The 20280-nt window shown below is 62.1% G+C and carries 14 protein-coding genes and 5 pseudogenes; 11 read left to right on the forward strand and 8 right to left on the reverse strand.

Translation table 11 applies throughout. The features are described from left to right. Positions 1 to 117: 117 nt before the first annotated feature. Positions 118 to 791: pseudogene (locus DDD63_RS12625) on the reverse strand (CRISPR-associated endonuclease Cas3''); the annotation flags it as partial. 423 nt (positions 792 to 1214) lie between these two features. Between DDD63_RS12625 and moaA the strand changes: the two are divergent. Then, on the forward strand, positions 1215 to 2318 hold the full coding sequence (moaA, locus tag DDD63_RS01080) for a GTP 3',8-cyclase MoaA (RefSeq protein ID WP_108714821.1): 1104 nt from the start codon (positions 1215 to 1217) through the stop codon (positions 2316 to 2318). A gap of 9 nt (positions 2319 to 2327) precedes the next feature. Continuing rightward, positions 2328 to 2576 (forward strand): MoaD/ThiS family protein, encoded by a 249-nt coding sequence (locus DDD63_RS01085; protein WP_108714822.1) that lies wholly within the window; start codon positions 2328 to 2330, stop codon positions 2574 to 2576. 132 nt (positions 2577 to 2708) lie between these two features. On the opposite strand, the gene DDD63_RS01090 is transcribed toward DDD63_RS01085, so the two are convergent. Beyond that, positions 2709 to 3752, reverse strand: a complete 1044-nt coding sequence (locus DDD63_RS01090; RefSeq protein WP_108714823.1) for a molybdenum cofactor biosynthesis protein MoaE — start codon at positions 3750 to 3752, stop codon at positions 2709 to 2711. A 232-nt stretch (positions 3753 to 3984) separates the two neighbouring features. Between DDD63_RS01090 and DDD63_RS01095 the strand changes: the two genes are divergently transcribed. The 5 genes and pseudogenes from DDD63_RS01095 (at position 3985) to DDD63_RS01110 (ending at position 9750) form a co-directional block, all read left to right on the forward strand. After that, positions 3985 to 5232, forward strand: coding sequence for a ThiF family adenylyltransferase (locus DDD63_RS01095; RefSeq protein ID WP_205647276.1), 1248 nt, complete (start codon positions 3985 to 3987; stop codon positions 5230 to 5232). A gap of 123 nt (positions 5233 to 5355) precedes the next feature. Next, a complete protein-coding gene (gene glp, locus DDD63_RS01100) occupies positions 5356 to 6882 on the forward strand; it encodes a gephyrin-like molybdotransferase Glp (protein WP_108714825.1) in 1527 nt (508 codons plus the stop codon). A gap of 296 nt (positions 6883 to 7178) precedes the next feature. Continuing rightward, positions 7179 to 7604, forward strand: a pseudogene (gene moaC / locus DDD63_RS12630) (cyclic pyranopterin monophosphate synthase MoaC); the annotation flags it as partial. A 105-nt stretch (positions 7605 to 7709) separates the two neighbouring features. Next, positions 7710 to 8330: pseudogene (locus DDD63_RS12310) on the forward strand (NTP transferase domain-containing protein); the annotation flags it as partial. Between the two features lie 61 nt (positions 8331 to 8391). Further along, positions 8392 to 9750 (forward strand): MFS transporter, encoded by a 1359-nt coding sequence (locus DDD63_RS01110; protein ID WP_205647277.1) that lies wholly within the window; start codon positions 8392 to 8394, stop codon positions 9748 to 9750. Between the two features lie 49 nt (positions 9751 to 9799). On the opposite strand, the gene DDD63_RS01115 is transcribed toward DDD63_RS01110, so the two are convergent. Next, positions 9800 to 12244 (reverse strand): HAD-IC family P-type ATPase, encoded by a 2445-nt coding sequence (locus tag DDD63_RS01115; protein WP_108714826.1) that lies wholly within the window; start codon positions 12242 to 12244, stop codon positions 9800 to 9802. A gap of 201 nt (positions 12245 to 12445) precedes the next feature. Between DDD63_RS01115 and DDD63_RS01120 the strand changes: the two are divergent. The 3 genes and pseudogenes from DDD63_RS01120 to DDD63_RS13290 form a co-directional block, all read left to right on the forward strand. Next, positions 12446 to 12730 (forward strand): annotated as a pseudogene (locus DDD63_RS01120) (YccF domain-containing protein); the annotation flags it as partial. Positions 12731 to 13134: 404 nt separating this feature from the next. Beyond that, positions 13135 to 14523 carry an AMP-binding protein gene (locus DDD63_RS01125; protein WP_346426225.1) on the forward strand — a complete coding sequence of 463 codons (1389 nt, stop codon included), beginning with the start codon at positions 13135 to 13137 and terminating at the stop codon, positions 14521 to 14523. Next, entirely contained in the window at positions 14451 to 14963 is a 513-nt protein-coding gene (locus tag DDD63_RS13290) for a hypothetical protein (RefSeq protein WP_346426226.1), read from the forward strand. The genes DDD63_RS01125 and DDD63_RS13290 overlap by 73 nt, the downstream gene beginning before the upstream one ends. Positions 14964 to 14986: 23 nt before the next feature. Here DDD63_RS13290 and DDD63_RS01130 read toward each other — a convergent pair. From DDD63_RS01130 to DDD63_RS01145, 5 genes and pseudogenes are all read right to left on the reverse strand, one after another. Continuing rightward, positions 14987 to 15600 (reverse strand): annotated as a pseudogene (locus DDD63_RS01130) (response regulator transcription factor). Between the two features lie 10 nt (positions 15601 to 15610). Then, positions 15611 to 16426, reverse strand: a complete 816-nt coding sequence (locus DDD63_RS01135) for a histidine kinase (protein ID WP_164505398.1) — start codon at positions 16424 to 16426, stop codon at positions 15611 to 15613. After that, on the reverse strand, positions 16384 to 16833 hold the full coding sequence (locus tag DDD63_RS12145) for a hypothetical protein (protein ID WP_164505399.1): 450 nt from the start codon (positions 16831 to 16833) through the stop codon (positions 16384 to 16386). Before DDD63_RS12145 ends, DDD63_RS01135 begins: the two co-directional genes overlap by 43 nt. Before the next feature lie 142 nt (positions 16834 to 16975). Next, positions 16976 to 17797, reverse strand: coding sequence for an ABC transporter permease (locus DDD63_RS01140; RefSeq protein ID WP_108714828.1), 822 nt, complete (start codon positions 17795 to 17797; stop codon positions 16976 to 16978). Positions 17798 to 17913: 116 nt separating this feature from the next. Next, entirely contained in the window at positions 17914 to 18876 is a 963-nt protein-coding gene (locus DDD63_RS01145; RefSeq protein WP_108714829.1) for an ABC transporter ATP-binding protein, read from the reverse strand. A 123-nt stretch (positions 18877 to 18999) separates the two neighbouring features. On the opposite strand from DDD63_RS01145, the gene aroB reads away from it, so the two are divergent. Then, positions 19000 to 20142, forward strand: a complete 1143-nt coding sequence (gene aroB, locus DDD63_RS01150; protein WP_108714830.1) for a 3-dehydroquinate synthase — start codon at positions 19000 to 19002, stop codon at positions 20140 to 20142. Positions 20143 to 20280: the final 138 nt, after the last annotated feature.

The raw sequence follows: 20280 nt of genomic DNA on the forward strand, positions 1-20280 counted from the left end.
TGCGTGGGCATCCGGTTGTAAAAGGCTTAGACCAAGATCGTCATCGTCAAGCAGTTGGAAATAGGCCTCGGTCGAGGCCAGCCAGTCCGAGACGATGACGAGGCCCGAGAGCTCCACCAGAAACGCCTGTGACCAGCCGCGCTCGGCCCAGTGCTCAAGATACCGTTTGGCGCCGGTGCGGTTCACAATGAGTTCCAGAAGTTCGGACTGAGTTTGCCTCCATGCCTCGTTTCCCAAGAGATGACTGCGTCCCGGATCTTTAGCACGGGCAATGTCTTCGTTGGTAGGCGGTATTCCGTGATGGCCCCGACGACGGAGGCTAGTGCCTTCGTGAAGCGGCGATTCCACCCGCATGTTTCGACGAGCCAGCGGCTTAGAATCACGTGTCCGGCTAGACCGTGGGGGATTTTGCGCCGCTCGAGCGGGTCTATTGGCTCCGATGTAAGACCGGCTTCTTGCATCCGATCATGAAGGTAACTCACTTTTGTGGAAAAAGCGGGTGTGCACTTGCCTATATCGTGCACGCCAGCGACCCACGAGGCTAGGAGCCTGAACTCTTCAGCGGGTGCAAGGCCGGTGGTGGAATCTGAGAATTCGCGCTCCAGCAGATCACAGATGGTTGGGCTGAGCCAGTTCTCAGCCAGATGAGCAGCTACGGCAGCGGAATCCAAGAGGTGGAGTGACAAGGGCAACCAGCGTCGCTGGTCGGGGACAAGGCCTGATGCGGACCAGGCTCGACCGGACTTAGCCCAGACTCGCTGGGCTCGCGGGCTTAGCATCATCGCTATCATCACCGTTCGGGGTAGGTTGTGCTCCAAATGGTAGATAATGATTGTGTTGTGCAGGTTTACGACTTGCCGGTACCGCCGTACGGAAAGGCGACACTGCAGTCTTTCGAGGTAAAGGTAAATTAAGTGAAGGAGGGGCAAGCTGCTCCGTCACGAAATGATCCAGAGGGAGCCACTATCGAGCCAGTGCAGATATACCCAACGGCTTATTGTTAGAATTAACCTTGTGGTGCCGAGTTTAGAACTCTGGAAAGGATTGCGCAAGTAGTCCCGGAGTTGCGTGCACCCTGCTGTGGCGGGGATGATCCAGACTTGTTGTTTGACTTGGCCCTTCACCCGCGTAAGCGGGGCTTTGACGGGCAGCCGCTGGGGACGTAACGGGCCCCAGCAGTTGCCCGACCTAATCGAGTTTTCTGAGAGATCCATATGAACGCCACGTCTGTCCCGACGCCCGCGAGGGCGAAGCCGGTGGTGTTGGAAGAGGCTACTGCGCCCGCCACCACCGGCCTCGTCGACCGTTTTGGCCGGGTGGCTCGCGACCTGCGCGTTTCGCTCACTGACAAGTGCAACCTACGCTGCCAGTACTGCATGCCCGCCGAGGGGATCACGCCGCTGCCCACTGCCCGCCTGCTCAGCGACGCGGAAATCATCCGCCTGGTCCGCCTCGCCGTCGAACAACTCGGAATCCGTGAGGTCCGCTTCACGGGCGGGGAACCGCTCCTGCGCAAAGGGCTGGAGAACATCGTTGCTGCAACCGCCGCCCTACGTACAGACCTCGGCACCGCGCCCGATATCTCACTGACCACCAACGGTCTTGGCCTTACCCATCGCGCTGCCGCGCTGAAAGAGGCCGGTCTTGCGCGCGTGAACATCTCGATGGACGCTGCCTCCGCCGAGACATACGCCAAGCTCACGCGTCGTAATCGGTACGACGACGCCGTCGCCGGTGCAGCTGCTGCCACAGCCGCCGGGCTGCACCCGGTCAAACTCAATGCCGTTCTACTACCCGGCGTCAACGCGTACGAGGCTCCCGCGCTCTTGGCTCAGGCCCTGCGCGGAGGCTACCGGCTCCGCTTTATTGAATTCATGCCGCTTGGCCCCCGGAATTCGTGGAAACGGGAGGAACTCCTTACGGCCGATGACATTCTTGCTGTCTTGAGTGAGCACTTCACCCTCACGCCACGCCCGGCTGCCGAACGCGGTGCCGCCCCCGCGCAGGAATGGGAGGTGGTCGCTGGGTTTTTCGACGGGCAGGCGCATCCGGCAGGTCGGGTCGGCATTATTGCCTCCGTGACCAGGCCGTTTTGCGGCGACTGCGACCGTACCCGTCTCACCGCCGACGGGCAGATACGCACCTGCCTTTTCGCGGCGGGGGAGACAGACCTACGCGGGCCGCTGCGTGCTGGCGCTTCCGACGCCGAATTGGCCGAGATCTGGCGGCACGCCATGTGGGGTAAACAAGCCGGTCACGGCATGGATGACCCCGCCTTCTTGCAGCCGACCCGGCCCATGAGCGCTATTGGCGGCTAGGCTAATGGCATGACGATTCGGATGCGTTACTTCGCCGCCGCAGCTGATGCGGCGGGAACGCGTGAGGAAACCGTGGAGCTCGCCGAGGGCACCGTCACAGATCTTCGCACCCAGTTGCTTGCCCGCCATTCCCCTGAATTCGGCGCGACTCTGCAGATTTGTGCGCTGCTGGTAAATGGCACGCGTGCCGCTGATGACACCCCGCTGCCCTCGGGCGATGTGATGGTCGACGTGCTTCCTCCATTCGCGGGCGGATAGGGCGGGCGCACTCTGCGCCTGCTAGGTGCCTGCCAGCACGCTGTACTTTCTCCGATTGGCAGAGGAAGTGCTCGGAATCTACCGGCTCTCAAGGCCTGCAAGCCCTCTCCCGTTCACGGGCGGATAGGGCGACTACGCGCTGCCTGTCCACGCATGTGTTCCGTCCGCGAATTCCTGCTTCTTCCACACCGGCAGCTGCAGCTTCACCGCTTCAATCAGCTGTTCCAAAGCCTGAAAGGCCTCGCGGCGATGCGAGGCTGACACCGCCGCGCCCAGAGCGGCATCTCCCACTTCTAGCGGTCCGACACGGTGCCGGACCGCGATTCTGCACGCACCGCTTTTCTCCGCAACCTCTTCTGCCACGCAGCGGATCACGGCATTCGCATCCGGATGCGCCTCATAGTGGATAGATACCACCGCTCGTGCCTCGTCATGGTTGCGTACCCGCCCGCAAAACGTTGCAACCGCACCCGCGGTGGGATAGGCGACGTCGTCGTCGAGCATGCGCATATCAATCGGCACATCGACGACTTCGGCGCGCACCACGGTGGTGTCCCCATGCTCTGGCATGCCGCGGTGCTGCGCCTTCCACGTCGCCTTGGCATGAGCGTCCTGCCGCAGTTCGTGTTCCGCCCGATCACGGCGCTGATGGGCCGCCAGGGTAGCGGTCTCCTCTCGCGGCGGATGTGGGGCGGTGGCCTCAACGTCCGTCAGTCCGGCCGTGATATGTGCGAGAAGCGGACCGACAACGGCGACGGCGTCGCGCACCCCGCCGGTCGAGCCGGGAGCGTTCACGACGAAGGCCCGCCGACCGGCGTGCTCCATAATTCCGGCAACTCCACGTGAGAGTGCGGCCGTTGGAACGCGTGGGTTCGCGCGCAATAGCGACTCGATGCCACCGAGCCGAGCTGCTAGCAGGGCAGTGGTTGCCTCCGGCGTGAGATCGCGGGTAGTGATCCCTGTGCCTCCGGTGGTCAGTACCACGTCTGCTCCACCGGCGACGGCGGCGCGGAGGGCCTCCTGAACGGAGGCAATGCCGTCTGGCACAACAACCGGCGCGTTCACCTCGCCATACGGGCGCATGAGTTCGGCAGCCAACGGCCCGGAAACGTCTGTGCGCTCGCCGCGGGCGCAGCGGTCGGACACTGTGATGACGCTAATGCGTGGATGCGACATATTCACGATTCTAGGGGTGTTTATTGCGGCATGATAGAAGGTGCACGTGTGGGGCGATGCTCGGCGCTTCGTGTGAGAAGCGGGGAAGCCCGTGCGGGCCTCGGGAACCCTTGCAGGACGTGGGGAAACCCGTGCAGCTCTCCGGGGAACCTGTTCAGGTCTCAGGCAAGCCCGTGCGGGACTTGAAGGACTCCGGCAGTCCATTCGCCGCATCTGAAAAGGAGAGATAGAGGTGGAGGCACTCGCGAAACCTGTGGCAGAGCTCTCCGCGGCGCAACGCGGCCGTTATGCGCGGCAGATCCTCTTGGAGGGATTCGGGTCGCTTGCCCAGCGGCGCCTGCTCGGTGCGCGCGTGCTGGTTGTGGGGGCCGGTGGCCTTGGTTCTCCCGTTTTGCTGTACTTGGCCGGCGCTGGAGTGGGGACCATTGGCATTATCGACGACGACGCCGTCGACTCGTCGAATCTGCACCGGCAGGTGATCCACACGCTTAACGCGGTTGGCCTGCCGAAGGTGACAAGCGCGGCGGCCCACCTGCGCGCTCTGAATCCAGATGTGCAGGTGATCGAATATCCGCAGCGCTTGAGCGAATCCAATGCTCGGGAGGTAATCGCCGAGTATGACCTGGTGATCGACGGTACGGACAACTTCCTGACGCGCTATGTGATTGATGCGGCCTGCTCGGACCTCTCCATCCCGGAGGTGTGGGGCTCTATTCTGCGCTACGCCGGGCAGGTCTCAGTGTTTTGGACGGGAGAGCGGGCATATTCCCACGGGGTCCCCGCACCGGGAGTGTGCCTGCGTGACCTCTTCCCGGCCCCGCCGCCTCCTGGTGCTGTACCCGGTTGTGGCGAGGCGGGCGTGCTCGGTTCGCTGTGCGGGCAAGTGGGTGCCATTATGGCAAGCGAAGCCATCAAAATGCTGACAGGCACAGGAGAGCCGCTGCTCGGGAAGGTGCTTGTCGTCGACTCTCTGAAAGGTAGGACGGACATGGTAGACGTACATGGTGCGGAAGACAGGCCGGAGCCGCTGCGCGGCGAGGTGTTGAGCGCCGCCTGTGCTTCGCCGATGCCGGGCGGCGCTGCGACGCCGCGTCAGGCCGGGGTTCCTGGTGGTGCTGCGGCGCAGGGGGCCAATTCTGCGACGTCGTCGGACGTCACGGTAGAGCAACTCGCCGAACTGCTGGCTGCCCGGGAGTCCGGCCAGGAAGACTTCACGCTGGTGGACGTGCGGGAGGAAAACGAGCGTGCCATCAATGCCATTCCCGGTTCGGTGCATCTGCCACTGGGCAGGATCCTCGCCGATCCGCAGGCGGCACGAGGCGAGCTTGGTGGCGGTCTACTGTACCTGTACTGCCTTGCTGGCGGGCGTTCGCAAAAGGCGACCGATGCACTCAAGGCGGCAGGCGCCGATGCCGTGAACGTTGAAGGTGGGATCCGTGCGTGGTGGGCGCGCATTGATCCGGACATGCCGCAGTACTGAAGCTGGCGAGGTGTGCTCGCAGGGGCTCTTTCGTGCCCAGGGAGAACGCGTCTGGACAATTGCGGAACGCTCGGAGACGGCAGCGAAGCGAGGAATCCGAGACGGTAGCGAAGCGAGGAAATCGTGAAAGAAGTTGCGCAACACTTTGCGGACGTGTTGAGTCTGGGCCGTCCACTCGCGGTGACGGAAGTGCCGCTGGCACAGGCGCGAGGTTTGACCCTTGGAGCAGATGTGCCTGCTCGCCTGCCCATCCCGCCCTTCACCAATTCAGCGATGGATGGTTTCGCGATCCGCGCCGCCGATGTACATCCCGGCATTTCCCTGCCCGTGGTCGGCGACATCCCCGCCGGGGCTACGACCCCGCCGCGGCTACGCCCCGGTACCGCGCTGCGCATAATGACCGGCGCTCCGCTGCCACCCGGTGCCGATGCGGTTTTACAAGTTGAACTCACCGAGAATCCATCCCGGAACATGCGGGCCGATCCGCCGCCGCAGATCGTCCCCACAGCCGTCATCACCGCAGGCATGCATATTCGCCGTGCTGGGGAAGATGTTGTGGCTGGTGCCACCGCGTTTCACGCGGGGACCGTGCTGACCCCGGCGCACCTTTCTGCCCTGGCAGCACTGGGCTACGCGAGCGCGCCCGTCCACACCCGGCCACGCGTGGGTGTGCTGACCACCGGCGATGAGTTGCGCGCTCCGGGCGCGGACCTGCTACCCGGCCAAATCCCGGACTCCAACTCGCTGCTGGTGGCACAACTGGTCGAGGAACACGACGCCGTCGCCCGGGTTCATCACTGGGCGGGAGATGAGCCGACTGCCTTCAGCGCGGACTTGGATGAGCTGGCGATGGACGTGGACTTGATCCTCACCACCGGCGGTGTCAGTGCCGGAGCCTTCGACGTCGTGAAAGCCGCACTTGCGCACCGAGGTGTGCTCTTTGAGAAAGTCGGCATGCAGCCGGGAAAACCACAAGGATGGGGAGTGTTGCAGGCCGGCGGAGCCACGGCGATGCAGCGGCGATCCGTTCCCATACTGTGCCTGCCCGGAAATCCGGTGAGCGTATTCGTTTCCATGCAGCTCTTCGCACTACCGCTGCTCGATAAGCTGTTGGGCCGCGCAGTCACCCCCTACGAGGAGATGTTCCAACCGGCGAGAGCCGCTGCGGGATGGGAGCGAAAGCCGGGCCGTGTCCAGTTCCTGCCCTGTGTACGGGTAGCCACAAAGGTGGGGTTCCCGGAGGGAAACGGTGCGGATTATCAAGCGGGAAACTACACGGAAAACCAAGCGGGAAGCGCCGCAAAGGATGGAACGGAAGATGAGGCGAAGCAGGCCGCGAAGGGCGGTATGAGAGACAGCACGGAAACCCCGGCAAACGGCCCGGTAGAAGGAACCGGCGGCTCGAAAGAAATACCCGGCCTTCCCCGCACCGCTCCCGCAGAAGAACAATCCGTCACCGAAGATCCGGCGGTTGCCGTGCAAATCGCGCATATGCCCCGCATCGCCCCCGCCACATCCGGCGGATCCGGATCACATTTGATAGGAAGTCTGCCACTGGCAACAGGTTTGGCCCGTGTGGCAGCTGATCGAGCATGCGTCGCGGCGGGTGACGACGTCGACGTTCTCTGGTTGAAAGCACAGCGGCGGTGACGGAAGGCGAGTCAATGGCAGGCCGAACGACGCTCCGCTACCCTAGCCGGAGGCGTCGGCTTGATGGAAGGCAATAAATGGCAGATGAAGCGACACCGCGGGGTGGCGGTGCACAGCCCGACAGTGCGCCTCAGGATGAGGGCGGGATGATGGGCGGTGGTGCGCCGCTCGCCCATAGTAAGCCCCTTCCTCCGGATGAAGGCGGCGCGCTCGGAAAGGCACCCACTGCAGGCGGCGCTCCCGACAATGAACTCGCACCGCGCTTCGCCCACCTCACTGAGGCGGGCGAAGCACATATGGTGGATGTGACGGCGAAGAACATCACGGTACGCGAAGCGACGGCGGTGGCATCCGTGCGTTGCTCAGAACATGTGATGCGGGCACTGCGCGAGGGAACAGTGCCGAAAGGCGACGTGCTCGCCGTCGCCCGAATCGCCGGTATCCAGGCGGCGAAACGAGTACCGGAATTGCTGCCCCTGGCGCACTCCATTGAGATTCACGGCGCCGAGGTCGAGTTGCAGCTGCAGCGTGATCGCGTGGACGTTACGGCGACGGTCCGTACGGCAGGGCGAACCGGGGTGGAGATGGAGGCGCTGACCGCCGCGAATGTAGCGGCACTAGCCGTGATTGACATGGTGAAAGGCGTGGATCGCTCGGCCGAAATCATCGATTGCAAGATCATCTACAAGTCGGGTGGGCGCTCCGGAACGTGGTACCGCCCGGGATATGAGCCGCAAAGCGGCGTCGGGGAATTGGAGCTGGTGGGCGTGATCGTGTTGGCGGGCGGAACCGGAATGCGCCTGGGTGGCGTGTCCAAGCCCGATGTCGTCGTCGGTGGGCAACGCCTCCTCGATCTTGCACTGGCCGAAGTGGGACGTGCCTGCATCGCGGTAGCCCAGGGCGGCGCGCAACACGATTCGGCTGTTGTGCCAGTGCCGAAGATCGTGGTTGTGGCTCCCGACGGCGTGGCGCTGCCGCCGGATGTGCATCGTACCTTGGAAGATCCGCCGCTGGGCGGTCCCGTTGCGGGATTGGCAGCAGGGTTGGCGGAGCTGAAAGAACATGTGGGAGTGCACCGCCGCGCCGTCGTCGCCCTGCTGACCTGCGATGCACCACTTGCGCCCCGCCTGTATCCGGAACTGCTCCGCCAACTCTCCGCACATCCGCGCGCGGCCGGAGCGGTTCCGGTATCTGGCGAGGTCGTCAACCGGGCGGCCTCAGACATGCGCGAGCGGCCGGACGGTAGGACCTTCCGGCAGTATCTCAACGGTGTCTACGGTGCCGAGGAACTGGCTGATACTCTGCGGGGCGACACCCGGAACAGCTCCGCACGTGCCTTGTTTGCCGACCTTCCCGTCATCGAGGTCCCCGATACCGACAATGTATCTATGGACGTTGATACCTGGGATGATGCCGCCGACTTGGAGCACCGCTTGGCTGAAGGGTGATCTATGGCCGGAGGTCGAGACCGAGTTTATACACGCCGGAATACGGAGGCGGTGAGTGCTAGTGCCGAAGAAGCGTAAAGGCCTTCTTATCGCGATAGCCGTCATCCTTCTAGAGCTGATCGCGGGAATGCAGACCTATCTCAGCCAGTTGATCCTTCCGATTATGGCGGCCGAGTTCGGATCCCAGGACTACTACGGTCTGGTCATGGGGGTGGCCTCCGTGGCAAGCATGGTGGGACTACCCGTCGGGGCTGCGCTGCTGCAACGGTTTCGGCTTCCGAGGCTTCTTTTGGTACTCACCGCGTTTCTGTGCGCGGGAGCGATTATCAGTGCGACATCGCCCAATATCGGCATCTATCTGATCGGGCAGTTTATAAGAGGATTATCCGCCTCGTGCCTTGCCATGGCATCGCTGGGCGCTGTCGCTCTGGGGCTATCTGGCAGAGCGCGCCAGCTCACGCTTGCGTTTTCATCCGCTAGTTGGGTGGTGGCATCAATCGTCGGACCAACATACGCGGCCTGGGCAACACAACTGTTCTCCTGGCGATGGGCGATGCTGATCTACCTGCCCTTACTGATTGCGGCCAGGTTCGTGGTGGCATTGAACCTTGATGGCAAACAAACGACACGAAAAGCACCGATCCCCTTCGCACAAGTGCTGGTTCTATCTGTTGCTGTGACCCTGACCGTGTTGCCGGTGGCCGGGGCGCTGCGTGGCCTCTGCATTGCCGGGGGAGTCGCGCTTCTACTGCGGGCATCGGTTGCGCTTCTACCTCGCGGTACATTTACGGCCCAGGTGCCGCGCAAACGTGCACTGGCAGGAATGTTCTTTCTGACCGGGGCCTACTTTGCGGCGAATGAGCTGGTCGGGCTGACGGCGCATGATCTGTACCATGCGCAGGCCGGCACGCTGGGGTGGATTCTTCTAGCGGGAGGACTTACCTGGGCCGTGATGGGAGTGCTGTGCGGTATACGCCCGGCGGGATCGCCGCGGAGTTATCGGCTCCGCTCCGGGGTGGGCGTGGCACTTATCGCGCTCGGCGCCGCCGCTATGGTCGGAATGTGCATCGGCATTTCTGGCACGGCTAATGCCACAACTGTGATTCTCGTTTTATGGGCCGTGTGTGGTCTGGGTATGGGTGCCACCTACGTTGATACGCTCAACATCTTCTTTGACGAGCCGGCCGTTGACGACGGTATTTCCATGGAGCAGATCGCCGGAGCGTCCGTTATGGTCGAATCACTATCACAGGCGATGTTTGTTCCGCTGACGGCATCGACTGTCGCCATGGGATTCTCCGGCGGGGAACCGAATGCCACCTTCTATGGCCTCGCCTGGCTGTTCGTGCTCGCGGGAAGTGTGGTGGCGTGGATGTATTTACATGCCACCGGGCCGCAAGTAGGAGCGGAGACGCGTTGAAGTGATGTAGGCATGTTGCCGACGACGTCGCGGCCGTTGCGTCGGCATCCTACGATTCGTTGGTGCCTTCCTCCGCCTTCCGCGCGGCCCGCTCGATACGGCGTTGGGCGGCCTCCGCCTCACGTTCGGCGCGTGGCTTCCAAAGCGGCTTCCGCTCACCGGTTATCGCGCCGAGCATCCACCACAACCCCTCGATAAGAGCGGCGCCGATCAGGCCGATAACCATGCCCGTGAGCATCATGTGTGTGTTCGACGAGTCAAGAATGAAAATGCGCTGCGTGAAATTGGCGGTGAAGATGATGCCGTAGCCCAGCAGCGGCAGGAGGATGAGTAGCATCTTCCACCATTCGTAGGGCCGCGCTACGGTGGCCAACACCCAGGTGGCGGAGATGATAAGGGCAAGCAGTGCCGCAGTAGAGGCTTGCGTCGCCTGCGTCTCCGTCCCTTCGGGTACGCGCACCAGCAGATAGGTGACAAATGAGGCGGCGGCAACCACGGCGCCCGCGGGAACTCCCAACCGCAGCACCCGCTGCACAAAACCACTGCGCGCCTTTTCATTGTTCGGCGGCAGAGAAAGCAGGAAAGCGGGAATGCCGATGGTGAACCATCCGGTGATCGTCACGTGGATCGGTTGGAAGGGGAAGGGCAGCGAGAAGAGCAGCACCAGCACCGCCAGGATGGACGAGTAAATCGTCTTCGTAAGGAACAGATTGGCAACACGCTCGATATTTCCGAGCACGCGGCGACCTTCACCCACTACGTGCGGCAGCGTGGCGAAGCGATCATCCAGCAGTACAATCTTCGCCACGGAGCGGGTGGCCGCGGTGCCGGATCCCATGGCGACGCCCAGGTCGGCATCCTTCAATGCCAGCACATCGTTTACGCCGTCCCCGGTCATCGCAACCGTGTGCCCCGCCTCCTGGAGGGCCGCCACCATGGAGCGCTTCTGCTGCGGCGTCACCCGCCCGAAAACCTGTGAATCATTGACGGTTTCGCTGAAGTTCGCCTCCGTGAGAGTACGCGCATCCACGGGCTCCCCCGCCTCTACCCCCAAAGAACGGGTCACGGCACCCACTGACTCCGCGTTGTCGCCGGAAATGATTTTCACGTCAACGCCCTGGCTGCGGAAGTATTCGAGTGTGTCTGCGGCGTCGGGGCGCACTCTCTGTTCCAGGATCACCAGTGCTACCGGGTCAACGCGGCCTGGGGCGGCGTCGTCGGTAACCGTAGCTGATGCGCGTCCAAGCAGTAGCACGCGCAACCCGGTAGCGGCAATCTCGCCCGCGCGCACGCCGGCGGCGCTTTCCGCATCAACAAGCACATCGGGCGCGCCAAGCACCCAGTGGCCCTGCTCGTGAAAACTCACGCCCGACCACTTTTTCGCGGAGGTAAATGGTTGGATCTCGGCAACGTCCCACGTGTGCTCGGCCTGGCCGACGCCGTCGATAATCGCGAGCATAGACGAATTCGGTGCGCTATCGGCCGCGGCGAGTTGGCGCAATGCCATGCGCGCCTCCTCCTCGTCGTATGTTCCCAGCACTTCCAAACGCCCGAAGGCCATGGCGTTTTCGGTGAGTGTGCCAGTTTTATCCGCGCAGACCACGTCAACGCGCGCCAAACCCTCGATGGCGGGTAGCTCGTTGACTAGGCACTTGCGGTAGCCGAGTCGAATGACTCCCAGAGCGAAGGCGGTGGAGGTGATTAGCACCAAGCCCTCCGGGATCATGGGCACCAGGGCGGCCGCAACTGCCAGAATAATGGCACGCCAATCGTTCTCGCCCACGCGGATCTGCCCGATAATGGTGACAATACCGACGGGGATAAGAATCCAGGTGATGACCTGCAGGATCCTGTTGATGCCCGATTGCAACTCCGAATGCACCAGAGAGAACTTCGCCGCGGCGGCCGTCAGTTGGGCGGCATAGGCGTCTGCCCCGACCTTGGTTGCACGGTAGGTTCCGGTTCCGGAGGAGACGAAGGAGCCGGACATGATCTCATCGCCGGGCTCTTTCGGAATCGGATCCGATTCGCCGGTAAGAAGCGATTCGTCGATTTCCAGGTAGTCGGCTTCGGAAACAACACCGTCCACGACGATTTGCTCACCCGGCTTGATAACCAGAATGTCACCGAGGACGACGTCGTCGCGTTCAACTGCCTGCTCGCGCCCCTCCCGCCGCACGGTCGGGTGCGCTTCCCCGACCACAGCAAGCGAATCCAGCGTGTGTTTGGCGCGCAACTCCTGGATGATTCCGATAATCGAGTTGGCGACAATAAGCAGACCGAAGGCGCCGTTCATCCACGAACCGGTGACCATGACGAGTGCAAACAGGACGCCGAGCAGCGCATTGATACGCGTGAACACGTTGTCGCGGATGATCTGCCAGGTGCTTCGACCGGAGCGTGGCGGCAACGTATTGACTTCACCTGCGGCAATTCGCTCCCTCACCTGTTGGGAAGAAAGTCCGTACGTCGGATCGGTGGCCACAGGGTCCATGCTTACTGGCATAGTAGACACGTTATCAGGCGTGTGGAGTTTCCCGACACTTGCGCGACGATTGCTCACTGTAGGCGGAGACGACGAGGCGAGTGCACCGGCACGCTCCGCGCGGCCAGTGATGCCGAGCAACGGAGTAGCGGCGAGCGATGCCGAGCAACCTCATACGTGCGAGAGACGACTCCGATAGGTGTCAGAGGCGGGTATGTTCTCTGGCCGTTCGGACGCGTCGTGGTACATAAACCCGGCGCGGGCGCAGGTTCGGCCCTCATGAACATCGTATGGTTCTTCATCGCGGGCATCTGGCTGGCGATTGGCCATCTCGTGAGTGCATTGGTGATGGCGGTGACGATTATCGGGATACCGCTGGCACTCGCTAATCTCAAGCTCATTCCGGTCACCTGCTTCCCCATCGGGAAGATGGCCGTGAGTGTTGAGGAGGCCAGTTGGCGTGGGTACACGCCGGTCGGTGCCGTCTCCATCTGAGTGGCGCATTGCCGCCACCGGAGAGAACTCGGTGCTGGTGAAAGGCAACGTCCGGGCGACGAAGCAATGCGCCTGGACCACCCCACGAATTGAGGTGGCGGGCCAGCCAGTGAATTGATGCGGCGTGGATATCCCCTGAATTGATGTGCCGGGGCGATACTGAGGAATCCAAGGTGCCAAGGCTATGTTTTGGTGCGTTTGTCCAGCACTTTTGCTGTTTCGATCTAGACAGTCGGGCGCACGGACACGCGCGAAGTGCCGCAGACAAGAAGGATTCAGTGTTCTAACATTGTGGAGTTAATCCAAGTTTGGAGGCCGAATAACGGCTTATGAGCTCAGGGGCAGCCCGTGGTTGAAAGATGTCTAGGCTGAACCGTGCGCAATATGGCCGAAATATGGCCACAATGCGATTGGAGTACTCTGTGGCGACAACCGAGTTTACGGCCATTGCGGAGCAGGGACATGCTCACTTTCAGCCGGGCGTCCCGTACGTGGTGCCCTGCCCGCAGGGATCTGTTTTCGAACTCTTGGAGCATACCGCGAGTATCTACCCGGATGCTGTCGCCTTGGACTACTTCGGTCAGACGTGGACGTACAAGCGCGTCCGGCAAGCAGCTTTGCGGGCGGCACAAGCGCTGTACGACGTCGGCGTTCGGCCCGGCGACACTGTTTCTCTCGCCCTGCCCAACTGCCCACAGCACTTCATTGCCTTCTACGGTGCCATGCGCCTGGGGGCCGCCGTCGCCGCACTCAACCCGCTGGCCCCTGCCGCCCAACTGAAACAGCAGATGAAACGTCACGGTGGGGCGGTCTGCGTTGTATGGGACAAGGTCTCTTACAAAATCAAACAGGCCGGTCTGAAACCCGCGGATATCCTCACGGTCAGTTTGACGGACTCCATGCCACGGCGCATGCGCGCCGCACTCCGCCTTCCTGTGGACAAGGCTGCGCGCACGAGACGGCGACTCACCGGTCCAGTTCCCTCCGGAACACGTTCCTGGGATAAACTCGTGCGCCGTAGCCACGTCCTCGCCGAGGATATCCCGCAGGCACAGGCATCCGATATTGCGGTGATCCTGCACTCTTCCGGTACCAATGGAGTACCGAAATCCGTACCGTTGACGCACGCCAATATTCGCGCGAATGTGAGCCAGAATCTCTTCTGGGTGTGGGATCTGGACCGTGGCGCCGAGGTGTTTTACTCGCTCCTGCCGTATTTCCATGCCTTCGGCATGTGTTTCATGCTGTGCTCAGCAGTGGCGATCGGGGCGCGGCAGATGATTCTGCCCACCTTCGATGCTGACCTCGCCCTGCAAGCCCACGAGCGAAAGAATGTCACCTTCTTCGTCGGTGTTCCGCCAATGTTCGATCACATAGAGAAGAGGGCGTCCGAAAAGGGCACCGACCTCTCCTCGATTAAATTCGCAGTGTCCGGCGGTATGTCACTCGATGCGGGAATCGCTGAGCGCTGGGAGAAGGCCACGGGTGGTTACATCATCGAGGGGTACGGCATGTCCGAGACCTCGCCGACGATCTGCGGATCGCCGCTGTCTGCGGAGCGCCGCCCCGGCTGCCTCGGCTTGGCATTCCCAAACACAAATGTCAGACTGGTGGATCCGGATGATCCGGCGCGCGATGTGCCCGACGGAGAACCGGGAGAGATTCTGGTGCGCGGCCCGCAGGTCTTTTCCGGCTACCTGGATGCCCGGAGGAGAATGAGGTGGCGTTTTTTGACGGCTGGTTCCGCACCGGCGATATCGCCCGCAACGACGACGGCTTTATCTACCTGGTAGATCGATTGAAAGACGTCGTTATTACATCGGGATTCAATGTGTTCCCTTCGCAGGTCGAAGATGCGATTAAACGGCTGACCAACGCGGAGGATTGCGTGGTGGTTGGACTGCCCAGCGAGGCAACGGGCGAAGAAGTGGTCGCCGTCGTGCAGGCGAACTGGCGCAAACCGGATCTAAACCGCTTGCGGCGAACGTTGGAACTGGAACTGCCGCATTACGCCCTGCCTCGGCAACTGCATATGGTTGACGAAATCCCGCATAGTCTGATCGGCAAGCCGGAACGACGCAAGATGAGGGAACAGCTGCTTGCCGCCACGAACTCGGACGCCGGTGAGATTGAGCCGGAGGATGTGGCGGTAGCCGCGGGTACGGCGGAATCCGACCGTGTGCCGGTCTCCGACGACGCGGCGGCGACGGATGAGGCCGTGCCAGAAGACTAGGCCCGCTGCTACTAGGCCCGCCGCTATAGCCAGCCGTTATCCCGCGCAATAATCGCGGCCTCGACGCGGGTGCGCGCCCCGGTCTTCTGGATGGCCGACGAGAGATGGTTGCGTACCGTGCCCTGCGAGAGGAATAACTTCTTGGCGATTTCGCTTGCGGTGGCACCCGTGGCGGCGGCGCTCAGTACGTCGCGTTCACGTTGGGTCAACGGGTTGAACGCGGTGGTCAAAGACTCTGCAGCGAGATCTGCATCGACGACGCGTTGCCCTGCCATCACTTTGCGCACCGCAGTGGCCAAGGACTGCGCAGGAGCATCCTTCACGACGAAACCTGAAGCCCCGCCTCCATGGCGCGCCGCAGATAGCCGGGCTTCCCGAAGGTTGTCACCATAAGCACCTTGATCTGCGGCCATCTCTGATGAATTTCACGTGCCGCCGTGATACCGTCCATTTCCGGCATTTCCACGTCAATCAGTGCCACATCTGCCGCGATACCTTCCAGTATTTCCAACAACTCCTGCCCATGTGCGGCCTGCCCGACGACGTCAATGTCATCTTCCAGGCCAAGCATCATGGCGATTGCGCCGCGAACGAGTGACTGGTCGTCGGCAACAATAACGCGGATTGGGCTTCCCATGGCCGTTAGCTTAAGTCACAGCGGTTGGCAGTGCCCAATCGCCGCCCTGAATCGCCACCGCATCCTCGCCGGAGGACTTCGAGCCCTGCGGCTGCGAGGCGGGGAATACCGCCTCCACCTGCCAGCCGCCTTTCGTGCGTCCATACCGCAAGGTACCGTCCGCACCACGCACACGCTCCTCCAGTCCGGCCAGGCCACTTCCCCCTGCCGTCAGCGCCTCGCGCGCGGGGCCGGGCAAGACGGGCGAATTGTCACTGATGCGAACACCCCTTTGCCAGGTCTGGATGGTGCACCGTGTGGCGGCGACACTGTGATGAACAATATTGGCGGCCGCTTCCCGTACCACATGCGCGGCCGCGCGCTCGGCGTCGTCGTCCACTTCTAGCGGATCTCCAAGCACGATCAGTTGAATCTCTGCTGTCTTCAGCAATTCGCGTGCCGCCGATATTTCTTCGGCCACACTGAGGCGCCTGGCATCACGAACCACCCGCCGCACATCGGCCAGTGCTTCCTGCGAGAGTTTCTGCATTTCATAGAGCTGCTGGCGAGCCTGCTCGGTGGCATCCGGCGTCTCCTTATCCAGCAGCTTGCCGGTGAGTTGTGCTTTGAGAGAGAGCGCCGTGAGGGACTGCCCGACAATATCGTGTAGATCGGCACCGATACGCTCCCGCTCCGTTATTCGCGTGAGTTGCCGGATCGTTTCATTGGCCAAGGCAAGCTTGCGATGCGAGCTGAAAACCTGCGCCAGGGAGAAGAACATGGCGAGCATGATGACAAGCTGGATTACGGTGACGGTGACGACGGTGCTATCCGCCCCATGCGCCAAATGAGCCAGGCACTCTCTGCCGCTAGGAAGCCAACCAGTGCGGCAGCTCCGTAAAGGAACTGGGCCGGCGCCAGTTGCATCCCGATTACCGCCGCAGCAAATACCAGCATTTGCATGTTCTGCACACTGCCGAAAACAACGAAGGTGAACTGACATGCACAAATAACGGCAAGTGTGGCGAAGAAGCCGACCGGTGCGCGGTACTCGTTGGGAGGCATTGCAGGGTACACGAGCCACGACCGTACGATGGCACCTATAAACAGGGCGCATGTTGCCAGAGCACACCACCGGTGCCATCCGGGCGGCTGCGCGAGCGCGTCGGCAATGGGAAACAGGGTGAAAACCAGCCATACATACGCCCATGTCAAGGTGATGGCTCGTGGATGGTTACGTAACCAGGTGCGCATGATGAACAACCTATCGGATGGGGTGATCCGGCATCGAATTCACGGTGGGCAAGTGGAGGGATGATGACCTGCTCGCGCTCGACCGCCAGCCGCAAGCGCCCGCACGCGGCGGGGTTGCAGAAGCGGCGAGGGGCGGCTTGCGCTAGCCGCGCTCGGTATCGCGGCGCATACGCCAGATAGCGACAACGCAGCACACAGCCGTCCATGCCCCGATATTCACTAGCCAGAGCCAGTTGAATTCTCCGCTTCCCATCGGCCACTGGCTGAGGCTATAGATCCCGTGCAGAGGTGTGTAGGGAGCGACTACACGGAAGAAACTCGGCATAAGATCCAATGGTAGGAACGCTCCGGCAAGGAAACCGAAGATAACGCTGACTCCTCCAATAATCGAGTAAGCGGCATCGGAGCGGACCAGGTAGCCGGTCATTATTCCCATTGTGCCGGCGCAGATACAGCCCGCCAGAATGAGCAGTGGCACCACCACCCAGATGTGCCCCTGAGCATGTGCTCCGGTCAGAGAGCCTGCCACCATGAGAACCAGCAGGGAGAGCAGCGCACCGCACAGTGCCAGCAGTATTTTCAGCACGAAATTGGTGTGTACACTGACCGGTGTTAAGGCGAGTTGACGACTCCACCCTGGCCGCGTTCCACGCCCACCTGCGCGCCCATACTGGCCGCCCCAGAAATGCGCCGTACGCCCCATGCCAAACATCACCGCGCAGGCGACATTGGCATGCCCGATCCACTGAGTCGAATAACTCTGCGAGGCACCAAACATGAAGTACATGACCAGTGGTAGGCCTACCGAGAATCCGATGAGGCCCGGATAGAGCACGGTGTGCCGGAACTGGTGACGGAAGAGTGAGCCGAGGCCCTGCAGTGGCTTAACACGTGGGCACTCCGGGCGCCCGGTGCTTGTGAGGGCTTCGTCTGGCCCGTTTTCCTTGCGGGTAGCGGTAGGCATGTGGACTCCTTAAGGAATTGAGTGTGGTCAGGAAGGCGTGTTGTGAGGTGTCGATATTGGCGTATCCGGCGAGGTACCGGTGACGGCGGGTTCGGCGGATAAGTGTGCTAGAGCTGCTAGGGCTTGGGAAGCATGTTCATGTGGGGGTGCACGGCCTCGGGGTGTGCGTCGTCGGCGGCTACGCCACCCTCGCTGGTAAGCAGGCCGAAGGCCTCGTCCAGTGAACTATCGGTGATGGAGATTTTGACTACGCCGACACATGCCAAGGCTGCGCGGGCGAGCGAAACGGTATCCTCGCCAAGTAACTGGAGCGTGGTGCCCTCGCGCGAAACGACTCCCACCTGGCTGAGTCGCGCGGCGGCGGCTACACTGTTCGCTTCGCCGTCGAACCCGAGCGTGATGCGCTGGGAGGAGAATTGGCTGCGGACCTGCGCCGTGAGGCCGTCGGCGGCAATCACGCCACGGTTCATGATGACGGTCCGCTGGGCGAACTCTTCTGCCTCGGCCAGATAGTGGGTGGCGAAAACGATGGTCTTGCCACGCTCAGCCTCCGCCCGCATGCCGTCCCAGAAATGATGACGAGCCGTGACATCCATGCCGGTTGTTGCCTCATCCAGAATCAGAAGGTCCGGATCGGACAGGAGCGCCAGGGCCACCCGCACTCGCTGCTGTTCTCCACCGGAACATTTGGAGATACGCCGGTTGGCGATCTCGGTGAGGTTGGCCCGGGTCAAAACGACATCAACGGGAAGATGATGCGGGAGTGTGCCTGCGATCATGCGGATCAACTCCGCCACCTTGTATTCTCCCAGTAGGCCGCCGCTTTGCAGCACGGCGCCGAGCCTTCCGCTCCTAATCGCCTGGCGCGGCGTGCCGCCGTACACGCTGATGGTGCCTGAGGATGGGGTGGACAGGCCGAGAATCATGTCGAGAGTGGTGGTTTTTCCCGCTCCATTGGGGCCGAGGAGAGCGACAATCTCACCGCGTTGCACAGTCAGGTCGATTCCGCGCACCGCATGCACCGCCCCGAAGGATTTGGATAGGGCTCTTGCTTCCAGAGCCGACGTCGTGGTCTTCATGTTCTTCATGGTGCCGGGCCGGGCCAGTTGCCAGAAGTCCTAGCTGTCATGTTCCTGGAATGACAGGTGTCATGGGTCAGTGGACACGGCTAGTATTGAGGGCGCAGGGGAGGAGCAGTTCAGATGGAAGAGATCCGGGTCAAGTTGGTGCGCACGGTCGATGAGTCGTATCCGATTGTTATCGGGCATGGAGCAACCGCATGTGTTTCCGATCTTGCCAATCGCGACGGTCTCGCCTCCCGGCGTATCGCCATCATTACCGATACCACGGTGGAAAAGCTTGCTGCGGGCGCGCTCGCGGAGGATCTGCGTCTTACTGGCCGCGACGTCCGCGTTATTGCCTTCCCTGCCGGGGAGAAGAATAAAACACGGCAGACGAAGGAAGCCATTGAGGATCAACTAATCGCCGCCGGATTCGGACGCGACACCCTGGTGATCGCGCTGGGTGGTGGTGTGGTCACCGACTTGGCCGGTTTCGTTGCCGCGACGTACACGCGTGGAGTTCCGTACCTTTCCGTCTCCACCACGCTGCTGGGTGCCGCGGATGCTTCCGTGGGTGGGAAGACTGCGGTTGACACCCCGGCGGCCACTAACCTCATCGGTGCCTTCCACCAGCCCGTCGCCGTGGTGATAGATCTGGATCGTTGGCTCACCCTGTCCGACTCGCAGATACGCGAAGGGCTGGGGGAAACGGTGAAACAGGCCTGCTTGGCCGACGCGGAGTTCTTCGCCGCCTTGGAGGACGCGTTTGTTACCAGGGGCCTCACCCCGGCTGAGTTCGTGCGCGACGACGCCCTCACCGTCCTCACGGCGCGCCGCAATTGCGAAATCAAGCGGGATTTCGTGGCGAGCGACGTACACGAGGGCAATCGCCGCATGGGCCTAAACCTGGGCCACACCATTGGGCGGGCACTCGAATCCGCGTTGGGCTACACGCTCAGCCACGGGTACTGCGTTGCGATCGGATTGGCATTGCAAGCGCGCTGGGGAGCAACTTTCGGCTACGTCAGTTCCGGCGATGTGGCCCGCCTGGAGCGTCTGCTGGGGGCTATTGGTCTGCCGTACCGGTTGCCGGAGGGTGTCGATGTCAGCCGGATCATGGACGCCATGTGGCATGACAAGAAGGGAACGACTAACACCATCCGTTTCGTCTTCCAGCGGGGGGTCGGCGACCTCATGGTCTTCGACTGCGGGCGATACGCACGCCCGGTGCAGGAGAGTGCGATCCGGGCTTTTCTCGAATCGCAGGTTGCAGCGGGGCAGTGATTCCGGATGGGCTGGCGCGGTGGTTCATGCTGGAGCGGTGGTGTCCGGCGGCATGGAGACTCGATGACCGGCGGCGATTCATTGCGACACCGCGTCCACGCAACCATAGTTAGGTGCGCCTAACATTTTGTGAGACAA

This window comes from Actinobaculum sp. 313 (assembly GCF_003073475.1).
In the GTDB taxonomy this organism is placed as follows: domain Bacteria; phylum Actinomycetota; class Actinomycetes; order Actinomycetales; family Actinomycetaceae; genus Asp313.